Source organism: Microbacterium sp. STF-2, from assembly GCF_034650155.1.
GTDB classification, from domain to species: Bacteria; Actinomycetota; Actinomycetes; order Actinomycetales; family Microbacteriaceae; genus Microbacterium; species Microbacterium maritypicum_A.
In genome coordinates, this window is the sequence record NZ_JARKMW010000002.1 from 699,724 (window position 1) to 716,136 (window position 16,413).

Genomic DNA, 16,413 nt, shown 5'->3' on the forward strand with positions numbered 1-16,413 from the left:
CTTCTGGGGCAGATTCATGATCACCCCGCATCTCCGCCGCAGTTTAGACCCCGGCAGCAAAGAGCGAGTCCCCCTCGCAACTCATGAAGAATACCCGGCTACCGGGGCAAAGACAAACGAACACAGCGTCACACCGATATACTCCGTCGCCTGCGCGGTGTCTCCGCGTCGAGGCATCGCGTCAGTCGCTGTAGTACTCGCTACGGTGTCGATCCGGACGAGCACGGTTCAGGACGGTGCCGAGGATGCGCGCGCCACCCGATTCGAGCGACTTGACGCTCTTCGCGAGGGCGGCGCGACGGGTCTTGGTCGCGTCGACCACGAGGATCACGCCGTCGGTCTGGGTGGCGAAGAGGTTCGCGTCCGCCACGCTCAGGATGGGCGGAGAATCGATCACGACGTAGTCGTACTCCGCCGCAGCGAAGTCGAGCAGCTGCGCCATGCGAGCGGAGGTGAGCAACTCCGCAGGATTCGGCGGGATGGTGCCGGCGGGGAGGATGTCGAGTGTGCTGTCTGCCACGCTGTGCTTGGCCACCTCGAACTCGACCTCGTCGAGCAGCACGCTCGTGAGTCCGATCGAGCCGTCGATGCCGGCGTGCTCGTGAGCCCGCGGCCGCCGCATATCGGCGTCGATCAGCAGGACGGAGTTGCGCAGCCCGGCGAGCGTCATGGCGAGATTCACCGAGACGGTCGACTTGCCCTCGGACGGCATGCCCGACGTCACCAGCAGCACCTTCACCCGTGAGGAGACGTTCGCGTAGGCGAGCGCCGAGCGGATGCGACGGAACTCCTCGGAGGTGTGGCCCAGCGGCTCCTGGGCCACAGCGATACCGCGCATGGCCAGCAGCGGAGACTTCGAGACGACGCCCAGCACAGGGTCGCCGCCCGCCTCGGTCAGCGTCTCCTCGGTGCGCATGCGGGTGTCGAGCACACCGATCAACGCCGCGATGGCGAGTCCGAGGACGCCACCCAGGAAGCCTCCGAGGAGAGCGTCGCGAGGCTTGCTCGGTGTGAACTGGAACTCGGGCACGACGGCATCATCGATCACCTGAGCGGTGATCGTGGATTCGCCCTGTGGGTCTTTCGGCGCCACATCCTTGACCACGATGATGAGTTGTTCGGCCACGGCGTCGGCCAGCTCGGCGGCCGCCTTCGCGTCATCGGTGATCCCTGTGATGCGCAGCGTCACGGTGCTCTGCGGGATCGTGACCTCGATGTCACGCGCGAGAGCGCGCGGCGTCGTGTCGAGACCGAGCTCCTCGATGACGGGATCGAGCACCCGCGAGCTCGTCGCGAGCTGCGCAAAGGACAGCATCTGGCTCTGCGTGTACACAGAGCCCTGGTTGAGGTCGGAGGCGCTGGTGCCCTGATTGAGAGCGAAGTAAAGCGAGGTCGTCGCCTGGAAGAGCGGGGTCTGCAGCGAGGCATACCCGTAGGAGCCCGCGGCCCCGACGACCCCGAAGAGCACGACCATCCACCAGAACTTGCGCAACGAGCTGGCGATGACGCGCAGACTCACCCGGCTCTCGCCCATGACTCCCCATTCCCCCTCAGACTTCGATTCTAGAGGAGTGTTCGATTCCACGACTTCATGACTGTGCAGGGCGCTCCACGGCGCCACGGGGCTGGCGCGAAGTCTCGAGCGATCCCCGCCGTATCTCCACAGGTCCCTCGCGCCTTCCACCGAGCGCGTCGGCGTCGCGGGCCCACGTGATCGCGAGCCCCACGCAGAACCAGAGGAACATGCTGTACTGCGTGATCAGTGCGACCACCACGAGGCTCGGCAGCTGCCCCACGACGGCGATGGACGCCGGGCTCCGGGTCGAACGTCGCACGGTCATGATCGCCGCGCAGACGATCGCCGCCATGATCAGCAGGGTCGGCACGTAGCCGTAGCGGAGCAGGGTGAGGACGAGGGCGTTGTCGACGGAGCGCGCGAAGTAGCCGAGGTAGTAGTCACCCGAGACGAGCGAATGCCAGTCTCCCGGATTGCCGAAGAGCTGCACCTGCTGGAGGAGCACGAGGAGGTCGGTCCGATAGTCCGCGCTGCCGCCGGCCTCATCGCCCGCCGCCCCGAAGACGGAGTCGATGATCGGGATCGCGATGACGGTGCCGATGACGCCGGCGGTGACGATCGCGACCCGGAACCGGGTGGACACCCCGACGATCAGGAACGTGGACAGCACCAGAGTGAGCACGAGGGTGAGCTGACCCGCGCGACTGAACGTCAGGACCGTCGCCACGGCGATGAGTACGACGCCGCCGATCTTCGGGACCAGACGCCACTTCGTCGCCACGATGAACGCCGACGACATCGCCAGGGCCGCTCCCAGGGCGATCGAATGCCCGAACGCGCCTTCCACCCTCAAGACCCCGCCGCGTTCCTGCAGAGGGCTCCAGGTGTCGTAGATGACGCCCGATCCCGGGATCAGCACGAACGGGTTGAACGACGTGAAGAACTCGACGATGCCGAGGACCGCGGCGATGATCGCGACCACGGCGATCGTCGACGTGACCCACCCCGGCGCGATGCGGGCGAGGACGACGCGCCCCCAGAGGTAAGGGATGACCCACTCGAGCAGCGCGGCGACGAGAGACGGAAGGTCCACCGAGCCGAAGCCGTACAGTCCGACGATGACGATGATGAACGCCACGACCCAGGCATCCGCGGCGCGCAGAGGGACGACGGACCAGTTGACGATGATCATCAAAGCCGTGAGCAGCGTGATCGCCGCCCAGTAGAAGCCGACGTTCACGCCGACCCAGAGCGGCACGAAGAAGAGCACGCACGCCCAGGCCACGAAAGCGGTGCGCGGCATCAGCCGGAGCACGAACACGACGATGGCCACTGCTGCGATTCCTCCGACGGCGAGGAGCGCGATCGGAACAGCAGTGGCCATGCGTCAGGATCTTACTGGGGCGCGGTGACGCGGAACGAATCGAACGAGACGTTCAGAGGCGCCGTCGAACTGCCCGACCGGTTGCCGCTGAGGCCGACCGCTCCCGCAGCCAGCGGCGTCGCATCCGTCGCGTTGATCTGCCAGTTCGCCGGCTCGGTGGTACCCGTCGCCCAGATCTTCGCCGAGATGGCGGTCGAGGTCGACCCGGTGACCGACACCTTCAGGCTGTACGACGTGTTCGCCGCCCAGACCAGCCCGGGCACGGCCTGCGTGAGCACCACGGTCCCTTCACGGTGGACCACGAGCCACACGGTTCCGTCGGGACGGAGCCACGCGCGGGCGAAGTACTTCCCCGCGGCCGTCTGACGGGCGATGACTCCGATGTAGGCGCCACCCGCGGCGGGAGCCTGATCGACGCGGAACTGCGTCTCGAGGAGGGCATCACCGATCGACGTCGTGTTGAGCGTCGCATGACGGGTGTCTCCGGCGACCAGGCTCAGCTTGCCCTGGCCGTCGGCGACGGTCGCCGCCGCCTGCGAGCCTCCGGCGATGCTCCAGGCACCGCCGGTGACCGCGCTCCCCCAGCCGGGACCAGCGGTGCGGTCGAACTCATCGCTCGCCAGCGCTGCCGGGTTGGGCTCAGGCTGCGGCTCGACAGGAGGTGCCGTGACCGTGACCTGCTGGGTGGCGGTGTTGGTCGCGCCCTTGTCGTCCGTCACCATGAGGGTCACCGTGTAGGTGCCCGCCGCCGTGTACGCCCGCGAGCTCGTCGCTCCGGTGCCTGTCGTTCCGTCTCCGAAGTTCCAGGCGTAGGAGGCGATGGTGCCGTCCGAGTCGGTCGACGCTCCGCCGTTGACGTTGACGGTCAGGCCCGTGGCCGTCGCCGTGAACGCGGCGGTCGGCGCGACGTTCGTCGGCTGAGGCTCGGGCTGCGGCTCGGGCTGCGGTGTCGCGGCTCCGAGGTTCTTCAGCGTGAAGTCGTCGAAGCTCGCGAGGTTGGTGCCGGTCGCGCTGCCGGCTCGGTAGGAGAACACCGTCGGGGCTCCGGCGGCCTGGAGGGCCGGCGTCGCATCCGTGGTCGAGAGCTGCCAGTTAGCGGGCTCTGCAGCGCCGGCCGCCCACAGCTTCGCGCGGATCGTCGTGGTTCCGGAACCCGTGGTCTCCATGGCGAGGTTGAAAGTGCTTCCCGCGGTCCACGTGAGACCGGCGACCGCGGTGCTGGCGATGGCCGTTCCGTTGCGGTGGATCACGAGCCACGTGGTGCCGTCCGCACGGTGCCATGCGAGCGCACGGTAGCCGTTCGAACCGGAGCGACGTGCGCCGAGTCCCTCGTACGCGACACCCGTCGACGGTCCGGAGGCCAGCGAGTAGGTGATCCGCGCCGATGTGTCGAGGAGCGACGTGCCCTGCAACAGCATCTCGCGAGTCTCGCCCGGGGTGAGATTCACCTTGCCGACCCCGTCGGCGACGGAGGTGACGGCGGCCGAACCGCTCATGGGTGCCCAGGTGCCGCCGACATCAGCCGCGCCCCAGCCACTCGAGACGACGCGACCGAACGAGTCGGATGCTGCGAACACCTGCGCCTGAACGGTCACGGACTTCGTGACGCTCGCCGAGCCGCCGAGGCTGTCGGTGACCGTGAGGGTGATGTCATGCGCACCCGGCTGGGTGTACGTGTGGCCGGCGGTCGCCCCTGTACCCGCGGGCGTTCCGTCGCCCCAGTTCCAGGAGTAGGAGAGCGTCGCCCCGTCGGACGCGCTCGACCCTGCGGCCGAGACGTCGACGTTAATCCCCGACGCTGTCGATGTGAACGTCGCGACCGGGTTCGCATGGGTCGTGACGGCCTCACGCGTGGTGGTCGCCGTGCCACCACGGTTGTCGGTGACGGTCAGGGTCACCGTGCGCGTGCCCGCCGAGGCGTACACGTGGCTGGCGACCTGGCCGCTCGACGTCGATCCGTCGCCCCAGTTCCAGTCGTACGACGCGATCGTGCCGTCGGAGTCGGTGGAGGCGGAGGCATCGGCGGAGACCGAGAGACCGGTGCCCGTGACCTCGAAGGAGGCGGTGGGCAGCACATTCGCCGCCTGGACCACGACCGGGTTCTCGGTCGTGGTGGCCAGCCCGTTGCTGTCCGTGACCGTGAGCTTGGCCGTGTAGGTTCCCGCGGCGGTGTAGGTGTGCGAGACCGTCTGGCCGGTGGCCGTCGCCGAGTCGTCACCGAAGTCCCAGCTGTAGCCGGTGATCGTGGCCGAGCCGGTCGGTGCGGATGCACTGGCGTCGAACGCCACCGCGAGATCGGTCGGCGTCGCGGTGAAGGCGGCGGTCGGCGGCTGGAAGCCCTTGCCGATGCCGTAGTGCGTCTGCACCTGTGCGGCGGTCAGCGCGTAGGGGTAGACCGCGACCTCGTCGAGCGCACCCTTGAAGTTGATCGAGCTCGGCGCGGACGGCCAGCCGTTGAGGTTGTCCCCGCCGACGCGCCAGTAGCCGACGTAGTTCTCGGCAGTGGTCGCACCGGCTGCCGATGAGACGAGAGCGCCGTCGATGTACAGCTTCATGCCGGCAGCGCTCTGCGTGGCCACAGCATGGTGCCACGCATTGTTGTTCAACGCCGTGGAGTTCTGTACGGTCTGCGTGCTGCCGTTGTACGTGCCGAAGACCAGCCGACCGTTGTTCGTCATGTAGAGATGACGGTCGTAGCTCGTGGAGTCACCCGAGGCCGCGTTCCCGTAGCCGAGAAGCTTCCCACCGGTCGTCGTGTTCGTCTTGAACCACAGTTCGGTCGAGAACTCCGTCGGGGCGGCGATCTTGTCGGTCGACGAGATTCGTCCCGTGCTCGTTCCGGAGAAGGTCGAGGCACCGGTGGCGGTGTTCTCGACACCGGAGGTCGACGACGTCACGCCCGAGCCGAACACCGGCGGGTTCGCCCCCGCCCAGTCCTGCGGCGCGGTGCCCAACGGGTAGTACAGCTGCGGGTTATCCGTGATGACCGCGTTGGTGTAGCTCGAGACCGTGCCCGATGCGACGGTCACGGACATCGCCTGACTGCTCACGGTGTTGCCGTTGCCGTCCTTCGCGACGACCGTGTACTCCTGCTGCGACCCCGGCGTGGCGGTCTTGTCTTCGAGGATGACGGCCGGTCGGTTCCACCAGGTTCCGTTCGCCGTGGTCGTGGCGACAGGGATCGCCGTGCCCGTGCGACGGAGCTCATACGTGAGCGTCAGGTCGTCGCGGTCCCAGTTGGCCGGGATCGAGACGCGGACGCGACCCGGAATGAACGACTGCGCAGTGCCTGTCCAGTTGGCCGCGGCGAGGCGGGGTCCGTCCTTGGCTCCGCCCGGAGGGTTCGTCGAGAAGCGCACGAGGCCCTCGAATCGACCGTTGTTGACCGAGCGGAACTCGCCGCCGATCGAGATCATGTTGCCGGCGCCGGTGATGGAGAGTCCGGCCTGACCCAGGCCCGTCGTCACGCCGACGGCCCAGTCGGGCGTCCAGGCGTAGGGAGACGGCGCGGGGGTGCCCGCCCAGTTCTTGTAGGTGCCGCCGGCTGCGGGCTGGTTGCCCAGCGAACCGCGGGCATCGGCCGTGTACGCCTCGGAGTAGCGGTGCGTGCGCGGGTTCTGCTCGGGGTGCAGGTTCATCGTGCCGCACGCGTGCGTGTGGCTGGTCGTGTAGACGACCTTGCCGGTCGAGTAGACGCCGTAGTGGTCGCCGAGGCAGTCGGCGATCCAGCGGACCTGTCCGGTTCCGGCCTCCGCCGCGAACGTGCCCTCGAGGTTTCCCGTGGCGGCGTCGGCGTAGACCCAGCCGGTGCCGTAGACGGCCGTGGCATCGGCGGCGAGTCCGAAGATGCCGGCCTTGCCCGAGTTGCTGCCCGTGTTGGAGCCGTTCTTGACCGTCTGCGGGAGCGCCCACGACGAGTCGACGGCACCGGTCGTCTTGTCCAGCGCGACGGTGCCGCGCATGGTCAGGTCGCCGTTCACCTGCGAGAAGCGGCCGGCGGCGATGACGTTCTGACCCGCGGGGTCCATGACCATCGCGTCGACCTGGAGGTCCGTCTGCGGTGCCCAGCTCAGCAGGGCACCGTTGGCGGCGTTGAAGCCGGCGAGGTTCTTGCGAGCCGTTCCGTTGCCCTGCGTGAACAGGCCGCCGACGTAGACGCTCGATCCCGAGGTGGCCAGCGCGTAGACGCCGCTGCCGCCGATGGACGGCGAGAATCCGGGGACGAGCTGACCGGTCACGGCGTCGAGGGCCGCGAAGTTCCAGCGCGCCTGACCGTTGACCGAGTTGAAGGAGCCGCCGATGTAGATGCGGCTTCCGTCGGGCGAGGCGGCGACAGCCTTGATCACGCCGTTCACCTGCGGGGCGAACGACAGCAGCTGGCCGGTGTTGATGTCATAGGCGAGAACGTTCGAACGCGCCGTCAGGCTCGTTCCCGGGGCAGCCAGGGGCGCACGGGCGTTGTCGAACTTGCCGACCGCGTACACGGTCGAACCGATGGTCGTCTGAGACCAGACGTAGCCGTTGTCGATCTGCACGGTCGGAATCGGATCCGACGTGACGACGTTGTCGTCGCGCTGCAGCAGGGGCGGTGGTGTCGACGGGACGTCTGCCGACGCCGCCTGTGCACCCAGTGTCGTCATGCCGGCGACGAGCAATGCCGCCGTCACGACAGACGCAAGCGCGCTCAGCGCCCGCCTCGTGGTCGATGTGTTCCCCATAGTGACTCCCCAGCCGCCAGTTTTCTTCTTCGAAAATGAGTTAGTGCGATGAAAAACCGAAAGTGATGCGAAAGAATGCGTGCGCGTCAGGAGAGCTGGCCGGCGAACGTCGCCACCGGCTCTCCTGCGGCGTAGTTGACGCTGATCTTCACCGAGCGGCCCTGAGTCGGGTCGAGCATGAAGACGTAGGTCCCCGTGGCCTTCGCGCCGGCGGCGAGCTCGCCCTGCAGGGGCTCGTTCGGACCGGCGGTGGTCGAGACGCCGATGTCGCCGTCGTCCGTGACGAGGCTGACGACGGCGGAATCGACGCTCTGCGCGCGCTTCGAGTCGTTGGACACGGAGAGCGTGACGACGACTGCGGAGCCGGCGTACTCGCCGGGCGTCTCGGGCTTGATGGTCGTCGTCGAGATCTTGTCGATCGTGACCACCATGTCGGTGGAGAGCGCGATCGGTGCGTCGAGCGCCCCGCTCTGCTCGGTGAGCGCCGGAGCCTCGGTGGGCCCTTCGGTCTCCGTGTCGGAAGGCGGCGTCCAGTCGGTGGTGCTGGTGCCTTCAGGCGCCGGCGTCTCGGACGCGCCAGGCGCTGCGGTGCAGCCGGCCGTGACGAGTGCGAGCGCCACCAACGGCGCGACGACCATCGCTCGTCGTGAGCGCGAAGAGCCGTCCCCAGAACGGCATGATGAAACTTTGAACACTGCAGCTCCCCAGAACCCAGATTCCCCGTTCCCAAAGCCCCCTCGGCTTCGGGTCCCCTTCAACCGCGTAGAACGCGGCGTCGGCTAATCGTAGTGCGAGGACCGGGATATCGCAAGTGTTCGCTCAAGAAGAGTGTCGCCGATGTCCTCCGAGTTGCGCCAGGATGGTCGCGACGGAGGCCTCGACCTCCGAGATCGTCTCCAGGTGTCCGCGGCTTCCGTGGCGATCGGCGATGCTCGTCGGGTCGACGGTCGTGCGGCCTCCGAAGAGCTGCCGCAGGCGGGTCCCGACACCTCCGGACGCGGCCAACGGAACGGCTCTCGATCGACCCCGGTCGAGGTGGGCGACATATTCCGCCACCCGATCCGGAGCCGACGACGCGAAGCCCTCACCGAGGTGAGCGGCTTCCTTTATCGTGAACATCCAGTCACGCGACCGCGGTGCCAGTCGCACCAGCTCGCCACGGATGTCGCGCGAAGCCGTGAGCACGATGCTCGCCTGCTCGATCTGCTCGACCGTGACCGGTCGCGCCCGGTGCGCCCGGGCTTGGGCCTGCCACTCCTCGTCGTCGTGCAACGACGCCACGGCCGAGCAGATCGGGTCGCCCGCGTTCGCTCGGATGCCCGCGCTGCTCACCGAGAGGGGCGAATCCGCCCCGAGCCCCCGCCTCAACGCGAGTTCGGCCAGAGGCGACCGGCAGACGTTGGCGGCGCAGACCACGAGGATCTTCTCGTCGGTCATGCGGCCTCCCCGAGCTTTCCGATCTCGCGGAACCACTTCACCGCGGCGAGTGCCAGGAACAGGACGGCGGCCGCGCAGAGTGCGCCGTAGCCGACGAGGAACGCCGGGGTCCATCCCCACAGGACGAACACGAGGCACACGAGACCGAAGTCGGTCGGCAGCAGGATGAGAGACCGCAGCAGTGTCCCGCCGCCGCGCTCATGGGTCGACGCCACCGCGTGCTTTCCCTTGAGCAGGTCGTTGAGGAGCATTCCGGAGAACGTGGTCGTGGCCACGATGCTGAACACGATCGGGATCAACAGCAGTAGAGGCGTCTCGGGGAGGACGCGGTAGAGCCCGATGAGCACGGCGAGATGGAGCGAGGCGATCTTGATCGTGTCGATGAAGTGATCGAGCCACTCGCCCTGGGGGCTTCCCCCGCCGCGCAGACGTGCGACCTGGCCGTCCGCGGAATCCCAGGCATACCCGAGCACCAGAAGGAGGGCGATCAGCAGCCCCATGGGCACGTTCACGGGACCGAACGCGATCAGTCCGATCGCGACGAACGAGTGCACCGCGCTGATGATCGACACCTGGTTGGGGGTGAGACCGATCCGGTAGGCCACGGCGGCGAGCACCCGCCCGATACGACGGTTGACGTACACCGAGTACGCGGGTGCCCCTCGGGCGTGCCCCTTCTGCGCACGCGCGAGACGGTGATATGCGTCTACGACCATTTCCTGCCCTTCTGGACCGTTGCGTGGGTCCGCGCGATCCGACGGGCCTCGCGGACACCGCGAAGATAGGCCCGGATCGGTGCGGCCGACTGGATCAGCTGCCGTCGCCCACCTCGGAGGATGACCTCTCTGGCCGTGCGGGGGATGGACCGGCGCCAGCGCTGCACCGCGGCATCGTCGAGATGACGCACCGCGTACAGCATCCGGTTGCGGATGTTGTAGTAGTAATACCCCTCGGATTTCGCCCGGGAGGTCTCGGGTTCGGCGCGCTGCGTGCCGCCCTCATCATGCACCGCATTGGCGTCTTCGACGAGCATCAGCGAGCCGCCGGCGGACACCACGCGGCGAGAGAAGTCGACGTCTTCCCAGTACAGGAAGTAGTCGTCGTCGAAACCGCCGGCGAGCTCCCACACTTCGCGCGTGATCCACAGGCAGGCCCCGCTCAGCCAAGGTTCGAACGGCTGCGCATCGCCGTCGACGCGCTTGCGACGTGCGCGCATGGTGCCGTCGTCGAGCAGGAGGTCGATGCCGGCGAACCAGGTTCTTCCATCGGAATCCGTGATGACCGGCGAAGCGAGCGTGGTGCGTGAGGCTGCGGTGACGGAAGCGAGTCGACGCAGGGAGTCGCGGTCGATGTGCGCATCGGGATTGATGACGAGCACGTCGGTCGCCCCCTCGGCGAGCGCGCGCGTGACACCGATGTTGACGCCGCCGCCGAAACCCGAGTTCGATTCCGATTCGATCAGCAGCCAGCCGTGCGCGTCGGCGACTTCGCCGGCGGCACGCCGTTCGTCGGCGTTCGACCAGTTGTCGACGACGAGGACGAGCACGTCGGGATCGATCGCCCGCGCTTCGCGCTCCACGGTCACCAGATTGCGTTGCAGAAGCCGCGCCGAGGCGTAGTTGACGACGACGACGGCAAGCCGTCCGTGCTCGATTGACACGCGATCCTCCCCCCGGATCCGGGTCACGGATCGCCTCGGGTCGTCGGTCGAATTCCCCAGAGTCGCGACCGACGTCGACTCCCAGGACAACGACTATACGCGAGAGCAGCCCCCGCAGATCGGTATCAGGGGGTTCACGATACGATGAGCCGGCGTCGGAGTCGAGGCGCGATACTGCCATGGGGATGGGGCGGATGAGCAGGGGACCGGAATCGAACGACATGATCACTGTGACGATCGGCGTACCCACGTACCGGAGGCCCGAGCTTCTGGCGGCCCTGCTCCGGACGCTCCCCGCACGCATCGCCGAATGCGCCGACCTCGGAGTCGCGGTGGATGTGCTGGTCGTCGACAACGACCCCGCGGGTTCTGCGCGGAGCATCGCCGCGGACGCGGATCTCCCTGTGCGCTACGTCGTCGAACCCGCACCGGGGATCGTCGCCGCGCGCAACCGCATCCTGGATGAAAGCGCCGATCGCGATCTCCTCGCCTTCATCGACGACGACGAGATCCCTCGGGAGGCATGGCTCTCCTCGCTCATCGAGGTCTGGCGCGAACACGGTGCGGACGCCGTGATGGGCCGCGTGATCTCGGTCTTCGACGAGGACGTCGACCCGTGGCTGCTCGCGTCCGGCACGTTCCGGCGACCGCCGAGACGGACGGGCACCGTGCTGCAGGTGGCCGCCGCGGGCAACCTGCTGCTCGACCTCCGTTCCGTCCGTCGGCTCGGGCTGCGCTTCGATCCGTCCCTCGGTCTGGGCGGTGGGGAGGACACGCTCTTCTCGCGGCAGCTCGCACGTCGTGGCGGCCTGATCGTGTGGTGCAACGAATCGGAGACAGAGGATCTCGTCGTCGCGTCGCGCCTGAGCCGCGCCTGGGCGGCGCAACGGGCATACAGCTCCGCGAATGCCGGCACCCGCATCCAGCTGATGTTGACCGACGGGAAGATCCGTCGCGGCATCCTGCGGTTGAAGGCCCTGGTGGGCGGCGTGGCCCGGATCGTCGTCGGCGGCCTGCGCAGGATCTTCGGAACACTGACCTCGAACATCACCCATCACGCCAGAGGAACCCGCCTCGTGCACCGCGGCCGCGGCACCATCGCCGCCGCCCTCGGCCGTCGCTATGACGAGTACCGCCGCCCATCGGAGGATGACACGACCATGACCGACACCGCATCGAGCATCCGCGTGATGCAATCGTTGGGCGCCCCCCGTCCGACGACGAACCCGTACAACAAGATGCTCGATGAGGCGCTCGGATCCACGGAGGGCCTGACCCGCCTGCGGTTCTCCTGGGGGACGGCTCTGTTCGGACGCTACGACGCCTTCCACTGGCATTGGCCGGAGGCGAAGCTGCACGGCTCCACGTGGTGGAAGTCCACGGGCAAGTTCCTCCTCACGACGGCGCTCGTGTTCCGACACCGCCTCTCCCGTCGCATCGCCGTGGTGCGCACCGTGCACAACATCGAACTCCCCGACGACAACGCGCCTCGGCTGTGGCTGCTGCGTTTCATCGATCGCCACACCGACTACCGGATCGTCATCAACGAGACCACTCCGCTCGCCCCCGGCACCCCGCACAGCCTGATCCTGCACGGCGACTACCGCGGCTGGTACGCGAAGTTCCCCTCGGCGGAGCGGGTGACGGGGCAGCTGGGGTCGTTCGGCGGCATCCGTCGCTACAAGGGCCTGGAGGGCTTCATCGACGCCTATGCCGAGGCCGTGACGGTCGAGCCGGCGCTGAGCCTGCGGATCGGCGGGCGGCCGTCCACCCCTGAGCTCGGCGACGACCTCCGGGCGCGGACCGCGGATCTCCCGGGCGTCGAGCTCCACCTCGACTTCCTGAGCGATGCCGAACTCGTCCAGCTCGCGACCTCTTCCGACCTGATCGTGCTGGCCTACCGTTTCATGCACAACTCGGGCAGCGTCCTCGCCGCCCTGTCGATGGACCGACCGGTGCTCGTCCCCCGCAACGAGGCGAACGAGGCTCTCGGACGCGAAGTCGGACCGGAGTGGGTGCTGATGTACGACGGCGATCTCGATGCGCCGACCGTCGTCGAGGCGTGGCGGTCCGCGACCACGCTGACGGGCTCGCCCGATCTCTCCCGCCGCGACTGGGCCGACGCCGGCCGCGCGCACGCGGACGCGTTCCGCGCCGCCGTGCGGGTCAAGCGACGCGGCGCCAAGCACTAGGGCGCCTCGGCAGCACCCGGCGCATCGTCAGGCGGGGGCCAGCAGCCCTCGCACGAGAGATGCGACCATGATCTGCGTCGTGAAACGCCGCTCCACCTCGATCCGACCGTTCCGCCCGAGCTCGGCGGCATGCGCCGGATCGTCGAGCAGTCGGAGCAGCGCGAGGGCGAGCTCGGCAGGATCCTCCGGACGAACGAGGTGGCCGGTGCGCCCCTCGCTCACGTACTGCTCCATCCCCGGGGTATCGGTGACGACGACAGGACGCGCCGTTGCGAGCGCTTCGAGTGCGACCGTCATCCCGGAGGCATGGAGGTTCGGCCGGGTCGGGATGACGACCACGCTCGCGGTGGCGTAGAGGTCGCGGAGGTCGGCATGCGGCATGTGCCGCACGACCCGGACCCCCTCCGGCGGGTCGAGATCCGACCGCGTCTGAACCACCGCCTCGGTCTCCGGACGGATGGCGAGGACCCGGGCGAGCGCCGCATAGAGGGTGGCGGGGTCGCGGTCGCGGTCGTTCCCCACGCTCACGATCCGCGGCCGGTCCGGATAGGACCTCGGGACGAAGAACGCGCTGTCGATGCCGAAAGGGACAGCGAACACGCGCGTCGGTCCGTGCCCGAGCATCGTTCGCAGGGGTTCGACCTGTGCGTCGCTGAGCACCCAGGCGGCCTCTGCCCTGCCGAGCATCGCGACCATCCGTGCCGGTGCCTCCCCGGTCTCGGCCATATCCGTGAGCCAGATCACCCCGGTGGCGAATCGGGTCCGCGGGTGGGTCGTCTGCATCCGATAGGCCGTGTTCTCATCCCACGTCAGCGTGAGACCGTCGACGGGGCGCGGCCCCATGGACAATCGCGCACGAGCTCGCGCGACGCGGCCCGGCGGGGCGAGGTCGATCACCTCGACCGCCGCGTGGTCACGCAGTGCATCGAGACCATACGGCCAGATGCTGGGCACCTCTCCCCTGGCGTGGCTCTGCTCCCAGGTGCGCGCCGACTGTTCGACACGATGCGCCCAGGTGAGAGACAGCGAGGGACCGCCCTCGGATTCCACGAGCCCACTATGGACCCCCTCGCCCGTCCTGGCAAGAGAGGAGTCGCCGAGCGCCCTCGAAACCGGCTCCGGAAGGAGCCCCGCCCTCAGAGCTCGCCGGGCTTCATCACCTCGGCATCGATGGCACGGATCACGCGCTGGGCCGCGGTGTCCGTCGGGGGCTCGGCGCCATCGCCCTCACCCTTGCGTCGCCGCTGAGGCGCGTACACGACGAGCGAGTGGAACAGGAAGCGGGCGAAGAACGCCACGATGAGCGAGAGGCCGGTCGCGACGACGCTCGAGATGTGCCACGACTCGACCATCAGAGCCATCACCGGGATCCGCAGTGCGGCCTCGATGTTGTTGAACGCGAAGGAGCTGGCGAAGCGGATGCCGAGGGCGCGCGCGTCGGTCCGCATATCGGCGAACACGAAGCGCTCCTGCAGCACGAAGTTGCCGATGATCGTGACCTCGGCACCGATGATCGCCGCCCAGATGTACGGGACCCCTGCGGCGGTCAGCGCCCACATGATCCCGAGGTTGGCCGCGGCGCCGATCGCGCCGATCAGTGCGAACAACGACATCTTGCCGAAGCGCAGGCGCGCGAGGTGCTCGAGGAACATCGCCCCCTGACGCATGCTCGCCTTGGACGTGCCGTGTCGACGTTCGGCGAACTCCATCGGCACCTCGGCGATGCGCAGATCGTTGCGAGCGAGGATCTCGAGGAGGATCTTGAAACCCCGGGGTTGGAGCGTCGAGAGGTCGAGACGACCGCGATCGACCAGGAAGAACCCGGTCATCGGGTCGGTGCTGCGGGCGAGACGGATCGGGAACATCGCCCGCGTCAGCCACGTCGCGACGCGGGAGACGCCGAAGCGCACAGCGGTGCCGAGGCCGCTCGTGTCCCCTCCGCCGATGTAGCGGGACGCGGCGACGACATCGGCGTCTCCCTGCGCATACCGGGCGAGCAGGGTGGGGAGGAGTTCGGGCGGATGCTGCAGGTCGCCGTCCATCACGATGCAGATGTCGAAGGCCGCGGCCTCGAGCCCGACGACGACGGCGCCGCCCAGTCCGCCCGTGTTCTCGGATCGGTGGATCACGCGCACGGGGAGCGGAGCATCTGCCGCCACCCGCGCGACCTCGGCCGCCGTGTCATCCGTGCTGTCGTCGACGAACAGGATCTCGGCGTCCCACCCCTCGAGGGCGACCGCAGTCCGTGCCACGAGCTCGGCGATGTTGTCGCGCTCGTTGAACGTCGGCACGATGACCGTGACCGGTGTCCCCACGTCCGCCCCCTGTCCCCCACGCGCATCGCGTGCGGCCTCCATCGTTCCACGGGTTCCTATGCGGGAGGAAACCCGGACCTGCTAGACTTTCGAACCGCGGCTGTGGGAGTCGCGAAGCGGATGGGGATCCGCTTACTGGGGAATTACTGATCTGGGGAGATCATGGGGACGCGTATCGGCTATGCCGTTGGTGCTTTCGACCTGTTTCACGTCGGGCATCTGAACCTTCTTCGTCACGCCAAGCAGCACTGCGACATTCTGATCGCAGGCGTCGTCAGCGACGAGATGCTGCGTCAGGTGAAGGGCATCGAGCCCGTCATCCCGACGGCCGAGCGGGCGGAGATCGTGAAGCACATCTCGTTCGTCGATGACGTCTACGTCGAGACGACGCCGTCGAAGATGGACTCGTGGCGCGACGTGCAGTTCACGCACTTCTTCAAGGGTGACGACTGGCGCGGCACCGAGAAGGGTCTGCGCCTGGAGCGCGAGTTCGCCGAGGTCGGCGTCGAGGTCGTGTACTTCCCGTACACGGCGCACACGTCGAGCTCGTCGCTGCGTCGCGCACTCGACGCGATCACCGCGGGCGCGAACGCTCCCGCGGTCGCCTCGGTGCGCTGAGAGCCCGAGCAGCCCTTCGCCGCCCGGTCGGTGCGCCACCGCCGACGTGAGGTCAGTTGGCGACGCCGAGCAGACTGCGCGCCATGCGCGCCACGTGCGGCGGAGTGTGCGGCCCGAGCCACACCGTCCACTGCGACGGCGGCTCACTGCATGCCCACTCCACGCACCACGCGTGCACGGCGTTCGCGAGCCGTTCGCCACGCGTATGCGCCCTCGTTCCGTCTCCACGCACGAGCCAGCGCACCGACACCCCGTCGGGGACGTCGATGTGTCGGAACTGGATACGTGCCGCCGCTTCGAGGATGACGACGCCCTGCGCGTCCCACGGCAACCGCGCGGCGATGCTCGCGATGAAGCCGGCGTCGGCGGCGTCGCCGGCGATGAGCACGGCACCCTCGATGTCGTCCCAATCGGGATCCTCCAGATGCTCGCATGCGCCGCTCATGGCCCCAGCCTAAGTTAGGGCACCCTTACTTACAAGGGATGAGTCCGGATCAACGCGTCGATCCGACCGCGCCGTCATCTCTAGCCCTCGCGCGTGCACCCCGTCAACGGCCTGTTCCGAGAGTCGCC

12 protein-coding genes are annotated in these 16,413 nt (G+C 68.2%); 2 read left to right on the forward strand and 10 right to left on the reverse strand.

Annotated features, from left to right (window positions below; all coding sequences use genetic code 11):
* Positions 1–181: 181 nt before the first annotated feature.
* The 7 genes from MicroSTF_RS17330 to MicroSTF_RS17360 form a co-directional block, all read right to left on the reverse strand.
* The gene (locus MicroSTF_RS17330) at positions 182–1,534 is read right to left on the reverse strand and encodes a polysaccharide biosynthesis tyrosine autokinase (RefSeq protein WP_021198743.1); all 1,353 of its coding nucleotides are present in this window, start codon (positions 1,532–1,534) and stop codon (positions 182–184) included.
* A 55-nt stretch (positions 1,535–1,589) separates the two neighbouring features.
* Entirely contained in the window at positions 1,590–2,900 is a 1,311-nt protein-coding gene (locus tag MicroSTF_RS17335) for a hypothetical protein (RefSeq protein ID WP_322957370.1), read from the reverse strand.
* 11 nt (positions 2,901–2,911) lie between these two features.
* On the reverse strand, positions 2,912–7,618 hold the full coding sequence (locus MicroSTF_RS17340; protein ID WP_322957373.1) for a PKD domain-containing protein: 4,707 nt from the start codon (positions 7,616–7,618) through the stop codon (positions 2,912–2,914).
* Positions 7,619–7,704: 86 nt separating this feature from the next.
* Positions 7,705–8,256 carry a DUF4352 domain-containing protein gene (locus MicroSTF_RS17345; RefSeq protein WP_021198746.1) on the reverse strand — a complete coding sequence of 184 codons (552 nt, stop codon included), beginning with the start codon at positions 8,254–8,256 and terminating at the stop codon, positions 7,705–7,707.
* A gap of 181 nt (positions 8,257–8,437) precedes the next feature.
* Positions 8,438–9,055 carry a hypothetical protein gene (locus MicroSTF_RS17350; RefSeq protein ID WP_021198747.1) on the reverse strand — a complete coding sequence of 206 codons (618 nt, stop codon included), beginning with the start codon at positions 9,053–9,055 and terminating at the stop codon, positions 8,438–8,440.
* Positions 9,052–9,771, reverse strand: coding sequence for a CDP-alcohol phosphatidyltransferase family protein (locus MicroSTF_RS17355; protein WP_021198748.1), 720 nt, complete (start codon positions 9,769–9,771; stop codon positions 9,052–9,054). Before MicroSTF_RS17355 ends, MicroSTF_RS17350 begins: the two co-directional genes overlap by 4 nt.
* A complete protein-coding gene (locus tag MicroSTF_RS17360; RefSeq protein ID WP_021198749.1) occupies positions 9,762–10,715 on the reverse strand; it encodes a glycosyltransferase family 2 protein in 954 nt (317 codons plus the stop codon). The genes MicroSTF_RS17355 and MicroSTF_RS17360 overlap by 10 nt, the downstream gene beginning before the upstream one ends.
* A 221-nt stretch (positions 10,716–10,936) precedes the next feature.
* Here MicroSTF_RS17360 and MicroSTF_RS17365 point away from each other — a divergent pair, with 221 nt between their 5' ends.
* Positions 10,937–12,907, forward strand: a complete 1,971-nt coding sequence (locus tag MicroSTF_RS17365) for a glycosyltransferase (RefSeq protein ID WP_231924908.1) — start codon at positions 10,937–10,939, stop codon at positions 12,905–12,907.
* A gap of 27 nt (positions 12,908–12,934) precedes the next feature.
* Here MicroSTF_RS17365 and MicroSTF_RS17370 read toward each other — a convergent pair whose 3' ends face one another.
* On the reverse strand, positions 12,935–13,957 hold the full coding sequence (locus MicroSTF_RS17370; RefSeq protein WP_297556979.1) for a glycosyltransferase family 4 protein: 1,023 nt from the start codon (positions 13,955–13,957) through the stop codon (positions 12,935–12,937).
* 86 nt (positions 13,958–14,043) lie between these two features.
* The gene (locus MicroSTF_RS17375; protein ID WP_315073581.1) at positions 14,044–15,264 is read right to left on the reverse strand and encodes a glycosyltransferase; all 1,221 of its coding nucleotides are present in this window, start codon (positions 15,262–15,264) and stop codon (positions 14,044–14,046) included.
* Positions 15,265–15,384: 120 nt separating this feature from the next.
* On the opposite strand from MicroSTF_RS17375, the gene MicroSTF_RS17380 reads away from it, so the two are divergent.
* Complete coding sequence (locus tag MicroSTF_RS17380) at positions 15,385–15,840, forward strand: adenylyltransferase/cytidyltransferase family protein (protein ID WP_021198753.1); 456 nt, start codon at positions 15,385–15,387, stop codon at positions 15,838–15,840.
* A 52-nt stretch (positions 15,841–15,892) separates the two neighbouring features.
* Here MicroSTF_RS17380 and MicroSTF_RS17385 read toward each other — a convergent pair whose 3' ends face one another.
* Positions 15,893–16,285, reverse strand: a complete 393-nt coding sequence (locus tag MicroSTF_RS17385; RefSeq protein WP_017831448.1) for an SIP domain-containing protein — start codon at positions 16,283–16,285, stop codon at positions 15,893–15,895.
* Positions 16,286–16,413 lie beyond the last annotated feature (128 nt).